We start from the raw sequence: 11668 nt of genomic DNA, 5'->3' as shown, positions 1-11668 counted from the left end.
CGCTTAGGAGTAAAATGGCTGTGCCACGCCGTTGCCTGCGGCGGTTTTGGCACTGTCGAAGGTGATCTGTGGCTGTGGCTGCTCGTGGTCGAAGGCCATGGCTTGCCCGCCGATGGTGAAGGTGCCGTCCCAGTTGAGGGAGAGTTCGGGGCCACCGGGCGGCGTTACAGACAGCAGGCGCCTGTCGGCGTCGAACGTGACCTGCGTGGCGAGAATTCTTTCGCGGAAGTGCGCGAATGCGTTCGTATCTCCGCAGCCGATAATGCCGATCCAGCCGGCGCGGCGGCCAGGTGATCTGATCTCGCGGTCGGCGGTGGCGCCTGCCGTGACAGGTTCAAGCCCATTGGTCGCATGAAGTGCTGCAAAGCCGCGGCCCGCGCGGGTGATGAGCCAGTTACCCTTCGTCACCACCTCGTCCAGCCCGTCGCGACCGAGATAGGCATGGGTCCAGTCATTGCGGTGATCGTCCGTATCGAAGATCATCATGGCGATATCCCGGTGCTGCGCTACGCGCGGCAGGATGCCGCTGCCCGCCCAGTAAGAGGGGCGCTGCGTGCCCCAGGGGTCGTCTTCGCCCGGATGGTTGACCCACAGCCGCGCCATCGGATGGCCGGCAAGTTTGATGTCCATGACGTGCTGCTGGTGGCCCTTGCGTCCTGTCTTGTGGTCCACCACGGTGGAAAGCTGGGCTGCTTCGTTCTTGAAAAGCACGAGCTTGCCCGGCTCCAGCCCCTGCGCATAACGCGCCTCGACCATGCGGCCGCCTGTCAGTTGCGACAGGGCGGCAAGATGCGGCGGCGGCAGGTAATCTCCACAGCAGAACATCGGCAGCGAGGCGACGCCATTGTTGAGCCAGCCCTGACCGAAGGCAACTTGCGCAAAAGGTGCAAGTTCCGTCATCGGCCCGGCGCGTAGCTCCTTGTCATAGGCCCTGCCTTGGGAACCGGAGGGAACGCCACCAAGCGTATGCAGAGCGATCATTTCGAAAATGAGATCGAGCTGGTGGCGGGCGCGGGCGGCAAGTTCCGGTTCGGCCCAATGTTCGATGGCGAGAAGGCCGATGAAATCCACCGGGTAATAGGCGGCCGAATTCCATTCGGCGAGACCGTGCGCCTCGACGCTGTCGAACCAGCGCTGCAGCCGGTCTGCGGCCAGCACCGCCTGCTCCCTGCCGGTGCGCCCGGAGGCGCTGAAGATGGCGTCCGGCAGATAGTCTCCCGCGAGCAGCTGGCTGGTATGGAAGCACAGAACGTGGTTCTCGCTCCAGAACCACATGACGTCGTTGCCGGGTTCGTCCACCCAGTATCGATAGGAGAGAATAGAAGAGTTGATCCGCTCAAGCATCTGAGGGGGAAGCCGGTCACCATAGGCGCGCACCAGCCAGAGAAGCGGCACCAGCACGAAATCTGAACAATCCTCACGCCGGTCGATGGACCGCAGCGTTGCGTCGACGATGCCGGAAATCGTCTTCATGTCACCGCTGCCGGTTGCGACCATGGCCAGCGCGCGGCCGATGCGCCATGCACCAAAGCGGGCGCTGAAGGACAATGCCGCTTTCTTTCGCTCGGCAATATCGGTGGCGGCCAGCTGTGGCGCAATATCGCCCATGAAGGCCGCGTCGATGACGCGCGTCACGGTTCCGGCACCTGAACCCATGGTGATCCTGACGCCATGATATCCGTCCGAAATGCCTGCCGTCTCGGGAATCGTCAGGGTCGATTGCCCCGCTTTCAGCACGGTATCGACCTCGGCAAGGGCGGCGCGCTCGTGGCCGTGGCTTTTCACCGCAATGTGGACGGGAAGGTCGCTGGCAGGTGCTGCCCCGAAGACCAGCTCGAGGGCCGCGCCGGAAAAAACGTCGCGTGCGGGGCGAACATCGCGCACCAGTGCGGCAAGACGTTTCGTTTCTTCCCGGTCGAGCGGCACCGGCAGCACGACGGTGAGCGGCGTGGCGTCCGTAACCTCAAGCTCGAAGAACCAAATGATGTCACGTTCCGCCAGATCTTCGCAAAGCAGCAGCACTTCGTTATCACCGTCCGCGAGTTCGAGCGTGATATCGCGGCTGCTTTCGACATTGCGGATAAAGGGCTCAAAGCGGACCTGTTCCACGCCGCCCACCCAGATGCGCACGCCGCCGCAGGTGCGCAGCCGGAAATGCGCCTGTCTTGTAGTGTCGCTGCGGAACGTGCCCTTCAGCCAGCGCTGCACATGGGTCGGAACGTGCCAGAAACCGGTGAATTCAACGCGTCGGTTGGAACCCGGCAGGTTGAGGTGCGAAACCGTAAAGTTGGAGTCGGGCGCGATGTCACGGTCGATCATCGTCTGTTGAAAGGCCTTGCGGCAAGGCAGGTCGCCCACATCCACAAAGCCGTTGATGAAGCGATAATTGACCCGGTCTTCCGCCGGTGCCGCGATTCCCGGAAATGAGTTTTCCACCAGATCCGAGACGATCCAGGCGGTAACCGTTTCGCCCTGCGGCACGGTATATGTGGGCTGCGACATGCCCGTCGCCAATGGTCCATCCGTCATAATGGATCGCCTCCCGTCGATCTTTATGAAATTATTTTCACAAATCTATTTTCGCTTTGTTGCGTCGATTTGTGCGATTTAGCCGAAACAAACAGCTTGACGTTTATTCTGTCAAGTCGCAAAACAAGCGAAATCGAATTAAGACGAGGAGCTTCAATTCGATTTGTGAAAATTTTTTCATTGGGAGGATGAGCATGCTGAAACTGTTTTCGGGCGTCAGCGCCCTCGTATTGGCCTCTATAGCCGGCCTTTCGGTCGCACAGGCCGAGACAAGAACGATCACGTTCCTTTTTACGGATGACGACCAGGGTTATGTGCAGCGCATGTCTGAACTCAGCAAGGAGTTCGAGGCGGCCAATCCGGGTGTGAAGATCAACTTCGTGTCTTCCGGTTATGATGCCGTTTCCAAGCAACTGCCGGTACAGCTTGCGGTGGGCGAGGGACCGGATGTTGCCAAGATCACCGACTGGCAGCTCGCTTCCTACTATCTCGACATGCGCCCCTACATGAAGGATGCGGACGGCTTTGCCAAACTGCACGGTTCGAGCCTTGCCCAGCTTCGTCTGCCTGGTGTCAACGATCCGCAGTCGATCAACGGTTACATGGCCTCGCAGACGCTGAACCTGCCCTTCGTCAACAAGACGCTGTTCGAGCAGGCGGGTGAACCCTTGCCCGGGCCGACCGCGAAATTGAGCGAGATCGTCGAGGCGTCCGCGCGCGTTGCCAAGTCGACCGGCGTGCAGATTCCCTTCACCATGGACCGCTCCGGCCACCGCTTCTCCGGCGGCGCCTTCGCTTATGGTGCGACCTATGTGAAGGACGGCAAGTTCAGCTTCCCTGACGACGCGGCGAAAAAATATATCTCCGACATCTATTCATGGACGCAGAACGGCAGCTTCCCCAAGGAAATGTGGGGTGCTGCGGGCGGCTCGCAATACAAGAACATGGGCGATGAATTCGTCAACGGTAACGTCGTGACCTATCTGGCCGGCAACTGGATGGTCAATCCGTTCCAGAACAAGATCGGTGACAGCTTCGAATGGACGGCGATCAACGCCCCCTGCGGCGATGCCGGTTGCTATGCCATGCCCGGCGGCACGGCGATTGTCGGCTTCAAGCGCACCAAATATCCCGAAGATGTCGCCCATTTCGTCGAATTCCTCGGCTCTGAAAAGGTGCAGCGGGAAATCGCCGAAAATTACGTGATCCTGACCGGCGCTGAAATCGTCGATCCGCAATACAAGCTGAAGAGCGAAAACGCCAAGGCGGCGATGAAGGTCTTCCTGGACAACAAGAAGAACGTGCCGCAGGCCGCCCGTGAATTCGAGCACGCCAAGGGTGGCACTGCCATGTACCAGCAGATCGTCCAGCGCATGAGCCAGCTCATCGTCGGCGAACTGACGCTCGACCAGACTTACAAGGTTCTGGAAGACGATGTCGCCAAGATCAACGAGGCCGTTGCGGTCAAGAAATGATGAGCGCCCGTTCTTTCATCACGAAATAACGATGCTCTCGATCTGCCCGGAGTTATGCTCCGGGCATACTTCGCCGCTTGTTCGCCGGCTGTTGTGGCATATGCGATCTGACTTAATCAGCAAGTCGAAAAAAAACTGCAATACGCCCGGCATAAAAGCTGACGGCGAGGCGCGCCGGAAGCTGCGTGCCCGCTTCGTCACGCGTCATTCGCTGAAATCATAGGATTCGTCATGGCTAAACTGAAGATGTCGTCTTTTCCGTTCGTGCGGTCGACCTTGCTTGCCTCCGTCGCATTGCTGGTTCTTGGCCCGAACGCACAGGCATTCGAGCGCACTCAACCCGCAGGTCAGGGCTATGCCATTACGGTGCCCGAACCCGCAGCAAGATATCCGCTGCCGCTTTCCGACACCTATCGCAACCAGACCGGCAAGAGTGCCAAGGGCGAAGATGTCCGTGCCTATGACGACCGCGACAATCCCGTCATCGAAATCCTCTCGGGTTTTAATCGCATCTGGACGCTGGGCGATGAAAAATGGGCGGATGGCGGCGCCAATGGCGACGGTCCGAGTGATTTCAGCCATGTGAAGGCCGTCAATCCCGCCGTCTGGCAGGAAAACATGCGTTACGTGCTTTCCGTAACCGGTGAGAACCGCACCCCCGCCGCCGCCTTGAACGCCTATATGAAAGACCGCCGCTCGCAGGGTTACAGCATGATCGACGGCATGGGGCCGCTTGCTCCGTGGTATCGCGAAGGCGCGGGCGCGACGACGACCATCAACCACACCCTGGCGGATTTCGATCCGAACGAGGTCATCACGCGCAAGGAAGAGGACAAGGGCACCGAGGCTGGAGCGGCCGATTCCGAGCTGAAGGATGTCGTGGCCCTCATGAAGGTAATGCGAGGCCCGGAAGGCACGACGTCGCCAGCGAAATATTTCTATTCCACGCCGCGCCCATGGCGCATGAATGCCAAAGGCGAGGTGATAGAGACAGGCACCGAGACCATCGGCGACCGCAAGTTTGAAACTTACGAAACCGATCCCGGCGTCGTTGTGCCCGCGCTCAAATATGCGCGCGAGAACCGTGGACGCGGCAAGGATGGCGGCTTTCCGAGCGGTCACACCAATGCCGCCTATCTCGCCGCCATCACTTATGCTTACGTTGTGCCGGAGCGGTTTTCCGAATTGCTGACTGCCGCTTCCGAGCTCGGCGAAAGCCGTATCGTTGCAGGGATGCATTCGCCAGTCGACGTGATCGGCGGCCGCATTACGGCCACCGCCATAGCCGCCGCTATTCTGCAGGATCCGAAAAACACCGATCTCAAGAAGGCCGCGCATGATGAATTGCAGGCCTATTTTGCCAAACGCTTACCAGCGGGACAGTCCCTGATCGACTTTGCCCATAGCGCGAAACCGGATGTAGACCCTTTTGCCGATGCGGCGACCAACGAGGCTGATTATCGCCGGCGTATGACCATTTCCTTCAGCCGCGACAAAACCGTTGGCGATGCGCCCATGGTGGTGCCGAAGGGTGCCGAGGTTCTGCTGGAGACACGCCTGCCTTATCTCGATGCCGCGCAACGCCGCGCAGTCCTGTTCTCCACTGGTATCGAGGCCGGTTATCCGCTGCTTGACAACAGCAATGGCTGGGGCCGGATCAATCTGGTGGCCGCCGCTGCCGGTTATGGCGCCTTTAACGGCGATGTCGACGTGACGATGGATGCTGCGGCGGGTGGGTTCAATGCGGCTGACCGCTGGACGAACGATATTGCCGGGGCAGGGCGTCTCGTCAAATCCGGCAGTGGCGCGCTCACGCTCACCGGCGCCAACAGCTATAGCGGCGGCACCGTCTTGCAGGACGGAATGCTTGTGGCATCCTCTGCCAATGCGCTTGGTACAGGTGGCGTTCTGGTCTCCGGCGGAACGTTTTTGCTGAACGGCGACAGTGACATCGTCATTGGTGGCGATTATGCCCAGACGGGCGGCACGCTGGCGCTTGATCCGCAAAAGGCTCCGCTGCGGGTCAAGGGCAACGCGACGCTTGACGGTGCAACCCTGCGGCTCGCCTTCGATGGCGCCGCACCCGCTGCCGGCACGCGCTTCAACGTCATCGCCGCAGACGGCCTGACCGGCACCTTCGCTGCGATCGACGCGGGCAATGTGAAGGTGCGACCGGTTTACACCGGCTCGGCGCTGTCCGTGGTGGTCGAATAGGCTGCGGGGCTAAGGTTTTGCGGGCGCGGTTTGATCGCCGCGCCCGGCCCTACCAGGTTACAGGAAATAACGGACCCTGAGCGGCAGCAGGGTGGCTCCGAGTGCCGAGGAATCGCCTTCTGTCTCGCTGAGCACCAGTTTTGCTTCCTGCGGGCCGATGCCGTAACGGTGTTCGCGTTGCGAGGGCATGTGTACACGTTCGATCATCATCCGGCCGAGTGCGCGCGGCAATTGTCCACCAAAGACGATCGCGTGTGGATCGAGAACCGCAATCAGGCTCGCCACCAGCCGGTCCACCTGCGGCATGGTCCGCTCAAGCCATTCCTCGACGCCCGGCCAGGCAGGGTCAAAATGATGATAGAGCGCTTCGATCGAATCTATCTCGCTCCCGTGTTTTTGCAGCGTCGTGATCAGATATTGCAGCGCCGGCCGCCTGTCGGCTTCATCCGGGTTGAAGATGCCGCTGAATTCACCGGCATTGCCGTGAAAACCGTAGAAAGGCTGGCCTCCCAGAATGAGGCCGCCGCCGAAACCATAGTTGAAAGATAGATAGGCGAAGGTCTGGCACCACAGTCCCACGCCGCGAAGGCTTTCGCCGATCGCACCGGTAGTTGCGTTGTTTTCCAGCCAGACCGGCAGACGGAATTTCTCTTCAAGGATCGGTTTCAGGTCCATCAGCGACCAGTCGCGCAATGGTTCCGGCGCGTTGAACGCCCGATCTTCCGACACGAAAAATCCCGACATTGAAAAGCCGAGGCCGAGCAGGCGTTCGCGCGGGATGCCGTGGTCCGCCAGCAACCGTTCCAGAGCGAGCGACAGTGCGGCAAGCGTCATTTCGCGATCGCTGGGAAGCATCCGCAATTTTTCTTCGACAACCACCATGCAGCGGAAATCGGCGATGCAGATCACCACGGAGTCAGTGTTGATGGAAATTCCGAGCGAATAGGCCGCCTCAGGCACCAGTTCAATGGTCGGGCTCGGCTGGCCACGCGTTCCTTTAAGCGGTGCGCCGGTACGCAAAAGGCCGCGTTCCAGCAGGCCTTCGATCAACCGATGCACGGATTGCTGCGTCAGGTTCGTGTGACCGGTGATTGTTGCACGGGCAATGGGGCCGTGGCGGCGGACGATATCGAGAATGAGGCGCTCATTCTCGCTGGCAAGCGGCTGGCGGTCAAAGGTCTGGCGCGGTGTCTTATCTGTTGTCATGGCCTTGGATAGCGGCTGCGCAAGGCCTTCGCAACTCGGGCCGCGCGCCGGGGACGGCATTTTTCACTGGACTGTCACAAATAATACACTTAGAGTGTAGTAATAAGAAGCCGGTCAATAACGGATCCCCAGGAGGAACCATTCAATGAGCATGAAATTTGTTGCGATCGCCGCGCTTGCGCTGGCGACGACGGTAGCGCCTTGCCTTGCGGCGGATACCAACATGAAGAACCTCGACTTCGATCTGTCGAAGGTCACGCGCGAAAATTTCTATGACATCGTCGTTCCCGCTGCCAAAGCGGAAGGCACGGTGACGATGTACAATTTCGCCGGCAGTTTCGCGGATACGTGGAAGGAACTGATTACCCGGTTCGAGGCCAAATATGGCATCAAGGTAACCTATAGCGACGTGAAGGGTGATCAGGCGAACCAGCAGCTCATCGCCGTGCAGGCGGCTGGGCAGGATTCGCCTGTCGACGCCTATTTCGCTGGCGGCGGCGGCTATCCGCTTTTGTCTTCCAAGGGCGTCGTCGGCAATATTCCGCTGACGAAGATCTTGCCCAACATGGCCAATTACAATCCGGAACTGGCCGAGACCGTCTTCGGCAAGGCGCATGGCGGCAGCTTCCCGCTGGTGCATCTCAACCAGACCGCCCTCGGTTACGATTCCGCCTTCGTGAAAGCCGAAGACGTGCCGAAGAGCTTCGACGATCTTCTCGTCTGGGCTGAAAAGAACCCGAAGCGCCTTGGCGTTACCCTGCCAGCCAAGGGCGGCTCCGGCGGCGGCTTCATCTATTCGGTGGCGCTCAATTATCTCACCGGCGACTGCCGCAAGCAGCTCACAGACTATAATCAGACGCTGCAGCAGGCCGAAGACTGGGCAATGACGTCCGAGTGCCTTACGCCGGTCTGGGACTATTACCGCCGTCTCCTTGCCGTGGCTGAACTGACCAACGGCAACGCCGACACGCTCAACCTGATCAACAACCAGCAGCTCTACATGGGCACTGTCTGGGAAGACCAGGTCATGAGCTTCCTCGGGACCAAGCAGTTGCCGGAGAGCTTCCGTGTCACGTTGCTGGAAAAAGGCCAGGTCGGCTCGGGCGATGCCATTTTCGTGCCGGCAAATGCCAAGAACGTCGCATCCGCGCTGCTTCTCATCGATATGGCGATGAGCAAGGAGTTCCAACTCTGGAAGCTGGAGAACAAGGCTTCGCGCTCTCCGCGGGCGGATGTCACCAACGACCTGATGCCCAAAGCCGTACAGGAGCATGTTCTGCCGCAAAGCGTTTATCCGCGCCTGTCGGTTCCGGCGTTCTGGGACATGTCGACGGCCCTTGCCGAAGCGCTCGATGAAAAAGTGCTCAACCAGTAACACCTGCCCGGATCGACCGGACCGTGGGGCTGGAAACTGCCAAACGGTCCGGGAGCCTTGGTCGAAACCATGAGGGAGCCTCGCCATGAGTGAACTCGAGATCAGCAATATCAGCAAGGATTACGGTTTGAGCCGGGCGCTTCATCCCGTGTCGATCACTGTCGAGCGGGGCGAATTCGTCACCATTCTCGGCCCCTCGGGCTGCGGCAAGTCCACGCTTTTGCGCATCCTCACCGGCATCAGCCAGCCATCCGGCGGTGAAATCCGGCTGGGCGGCAAACGCATCGATCAGGCGCCGCCGGAAGCGCGCGACATCGCCATGGTTTTTCAGTCCTATGCGCTTTTCCCGCATATGTCGGTTGCCAAAAATCTTGGCTTCGGCCTGAAGATGAAGAAGGTCCCGAAGGACGAGCGCGCCCGCCGCATCGCCCATGCGCTTGAAATCTGTAATCTTGCCGGTCTGGTGCACCGCATGCCGCGGCAACTGTCCGGCGGGCAGCAGCAGCGCGTGGCGCTGGCGCGCGCCATTGTCATGCAGCCAAGCCTCCTGCTGTTCGACGAGCCGCTCTCGAACCTCGACGCCAAGCTTCGCGACACGCTACGCCATGAACTGACTGAACTTCACCGCCGGATCGGCGCGACCAGCCTTTATGTGACACATGATCAGGCCGAGGCCATGGCGATGTCGGACCGGATTGTGGTGATGAATGCTGGCCGCGTCGTCGAAGTGGGAACGCCGCTCGAACTTTACCGTGCGCCCAAACACGCCTTTACCGCCGGTTTTCTGGGTCAGACCAACCTTATGCCGGTTTTAGCTGAGGGTACGCAGGCGCAATTGCCCTGGGGGCAGTCCGTAACGCTGGATGCGACTGCTGCCGGTTCCGCACAGATTTCGGTTCGCCCGGAAAACATCCACATCAGCGCCGACGAGGTGGGTGCCGGCACGGTCTCTGCCGTTTCCTTCATGGGCGCCAATGCGCTCTATACGGTCGAAATCGGCGGCCACCAGATCAAGATCAGCCAGTCCGGTGCGGAAAATCTTATCGATGCGGGACGCAGGGTCGCCTTGCGTTTTCCCGGATCGGTGCATTTGCTCGATGACGGGCTGGCAGGGGAGGCGGCGTGATGCGCGGGGTGCTTCGCGACAGGCGCGCCCAGCTGCTTGTCCTGCTTGCGCCGGGGGTGGGTTATCTTCTGATCTTCTTCGGTGGTCCGCTGCTTTCGGCGCTGATCGGCAGCTTCAGGCAGGACGACGGCAGCTTCACGCTGATGTTCTACGAGCGGATTTTCACACGTCCGTCGATGATCCGCGGCCTGACGACTTCCATCTACTACGGTGTCATGCCGGTGACGGTGTCGCTTGCGGCTTCGGTGCCGCTGGCGCTTCTTATCCGCAAGAGCTTTCTCGGCCGCAAGCTGTTCAGCGGCCTTTACAAGCTGCCGATGGCGGTGCCGGGCATCATCGTCGGCCTGATGGTGATCGTCGTTTTCGAAAGGGGTGGTTTTCTCGACCGGCTGGTCGCGCCGCTCGGGCTTGAATTGCCCAAGCTCGTGCGTGACGACTGGGGCATTGGCGTCGTTCTCGCCAGTGTCTGGAAGCAGATACCCTTCATGACGCTGATCATCACCAGTGCCTTTGCCGCCATACCGGAGGACATCCGTTACGCGTCGCGCACGCTCGGTGCCTCGAGGCTGAAGACCTTTCGGTTCGTGGAAGTTCCGCTTGCCATGCCCGGCATCACCGCCGCCATCCTTCTTACCTTCATCGGCTCCATGGGCTCCTACGCCATTCCCGATATTGTCGGTCCGCCGACTGCCCGGCCGCTTTCGGTTCTCATGGTCACGGAGTTCAATCAGGGGCGGTTCAATCAGGTCTATGCCATGGGCATGGTGCTGAGCCTCTTCGCGGTCTCCGTCCTGCTTCTGTATTATTCCCTGACATCCCGCATCGGCCCCGGCCAAACCCGAGGAGACGCATAATGAGTGCCATTGCCCTCGAACCCGTCACCATGACTCGCCGCCGCACCTTCACGCCGGATGACCGGATTTTCGTCTCCATCGGGCTCTTTACCGCGCTGGCGCTCGCCATCGCCCTGCCTCTGGCGCTGATGTTCCTGTGGAGCATTGCCGATGGATGGACGCCGCCTCTGGTAGTGCCGAAGGATTACACCACCACGCGCTGGGCGAGCATTCTTGGCGACGCAAGCCTCTTCCAGGCCGCCGTCAACAGCATCCTCATCGCCATCGTCGTGACGTTCTCGACGGCCGCGATCGCCCTGCCGACCGCGTGGGCCATGGCCCGTTTTCCCTTCCGGCTGAAACGGCTGGTGGAGATCTTCATTCTGGCCCCCATCATCATTCCGGGGCTGGTCGTCGCCGTCGGCATCGGCCAGGTGTTTCTTCTCTTCGGTCTCGCTTATTCGGTGACTGGGGTCATCCTTGTGCAGATCGTCGGCACGCTGCCGCTGATGATACGGCTGATGACGGCGACGCTCGAAACCATTCCCGACGACCTGATCCATGCCGCCCGTTCGCTCGGCGCGGGAACGGTCGGCATTGTCATCCACATCATCCTGCCGCTTGCGGTGCCCGGCCTTCTGGCCGGTGGCCTGATGTCCTTCATCGGCAGCTTCGAGGAATTCGACAAGTCCTTCATCGTCGGTGCGCCTGTCGTGCAGACGCTGCCGATCAAGCTCTACATGTATCTCGACCCCTATTCGATGCAGATCCCGCTCGCCTCCATCGTCTCCTTCATCCTGCTTCTTCCCGCACTCGTCGTTTTCATCATCGCCGGCCGCATTCTGCGTGACGACCTGATGGCGGCGGGCATGGGGAAAATCTGATCCGGGCAACCCAACTCCGGTAAACG

8 protein-coding genes are annotated in these 11668 nt (G+C 60.3%); 6 read left to right on the top strand and 2 right to left on the bottom strand.

Annotated elements, in window-relative coordinates:
- Positions 1–3: 3 nt before the first annotated feature.
- Positions 4–2529: a hypothetical protein gene (locus tag CRO62_RS05090; RefSeq protein WP_097099452.1), complete on the bottom strand. Its 2526-nt coding sequence runs from the start codon at positions 2527–2529 to the stop codon at positions 4–6.
- 194 nt (positions 2530–2723) lie between these two features.
- On the opposite strand from CRO62_RS05090, the gene CRO62_RS05085 reads away from it, so the two are divergent.
- Complete coding sequence (locus CRO62_RS05085; protein WP_097099451.1) at positions 2724–4004, top strand: ABC transporter substrate-binding protein; 1281 nt, start codon at positions 2724–2726, stop codon at positions 4002–4004.
- 231 nt (positions 4005–4235) lie between these two features.
- Entirely contained in the window at positions 4236–6218 is a 1983-nt protein-coding gene (locus CRO62_RS05080) for an acid phosphatase (protein WP_097099450.1), read from the top strand.
- A gap of 57 nt (positions 6219–6275) precedes the next feature.
- Here the strand turns inward: CRO62_RS05080 and CRO62_RS05075 are convergent, their stop codons facing one another.
- Positions 6276–7424 (bottom strand): ROK family transcriptional regulator, encoded by a 1149-nt coding sequence (locus CRO62_RS05075; RefSeq protein ID WP_097100386.1) that lies wholly within the window; start codon positions 7422–7424, stop codon positions 6276–6278.
- Between the two features lie 145 nt (positions 7425–7569).
- On the opposite strand from CRO62_RS05075, the gene CRO62_RS05070 reads away from it, so the two are divergent.
- From CRO62_RS05070 to CRO62_RS05055, 4 genes are all read left to right on the top strand, one after another.
- Entirely contained in the window at positions 7570–8799 is a 1230-nt protein-coding gene (locus CRO62_RS05070) for an extracellular solute-binding protein (RefSeq protein WP_097099449.1), read from the top strand.
- 85 nt (positions 8800–8884) lie between these two features.
- Positions 8885–9925 carry an ABC transporter ATP-binding protein gene (locus tag CRO62_RS05065; RefSeq protein WP_097099448.1) on the top strand — a complete coding sequence of 347 codons (1041 nt, stop codon included), beginning with the start codon at positions 8885–8887 and terminating at the stop codon, positions 9923–9925.
- Positions 9925–10779, top strand: a complete 855-nt coding sequence (locus tag CRO62_RS05060; RefSeq protein ID WP_097099447.1) for an ABC transporter permease — start codon at positions 9925–9927, stop codon at positions 10777–10779. The genes CRO62_RS05065 and CRO62_RS05060 overlap by 1 nt, the downstream gene beginning before the upstream one ends.
- Positions 10779–11642 (top strand): ABC transporter permease, encoded by an 864-nt coding sequence (locus CRO62_RS05055; RefSeq protein WP_097099446.1) that lies wholly within the window; start codon positions 10779–10781, stop codon positions 11640–11642. The genes CRO62_RS05060 and CRO62_RS05055 overlap by 1 nt, the downstream gene beginning before the upstream one ends.
- The last annotated feature ends 26 nt before the right edge of the window (positions 11643–11668 follow it).

The sequence above is a fragment of the Rhizobium sp. AN6A genome, assembly GCF_900215635.1.
Classification (GTDB): Bacteria; Pseudomonadota; Alphaproteobacteria; order Rhizobiales; family Rhizobiaceae; genus Agrobacterium; species Agrobacterium tumefaciens.
The sequence above is the reverse complement of the archived record's forward strand: the minus strand, read 5'-3'. Positions and strand labels throughout refer to the sequence as shown.

Coding starts and splice junctions, on each gene's coding strand:
- CRO62_RS05090 (WP_097099452.1), bottom strand. CDS start 2,529: ATGACGGATGGACCATTGGCGACGGGCATGTCGCAGCCCACATATACC.
- CRO62_RS05085 (WP_097099451.1), top strand. CDS start 2,724: ATGCTGAAACTGTTTTCGGGCGTCAGCGCCCTCGTATTGGCCTCTATA.
- CRO62_RS05080 (WP_097099450.1), top strand. CDS start 4,236: ATGGCTAAACTGAAGATGTCGTCTTTTCCGTTCGTGCGGTCGACCTTG.
- CRO62_RS05075 (WP_097100386.1), bottom strand. CDS start 7,424: ATGACAACAGATAAGACACCGCGCCAGACCTTTGACCGCCAGCCGCTT.
- CRO62_RS05070 (WP_097099449.1), top strand. CDS start 7,570: ATGAGCATGAAATTTGTTGCGATCGCCGCGCTTGCGCTGGCGACGACG.
- CRO62_RS05065 (WP_097099448.1), top strand. CDS start 8,885: ATGAGTGAACTCGAGATCAGCAATATCAGCAAGGATTACGGTTTGAGC.
- CRO62_RS05060 (WP_097099447.1), top strand. CDS start 9,925: ATGCGCGGGGTGCTTCGCGACAGGCGCGCCCAGCTGCTTGTCCTGCTT.
- CRO62_RS05055 (WP_097099446.1), top strand. CDS start 10,779: ATGAGTGCCATTGCCCTCGAACCCGTCACCATGACTCGCCGCCGCACC.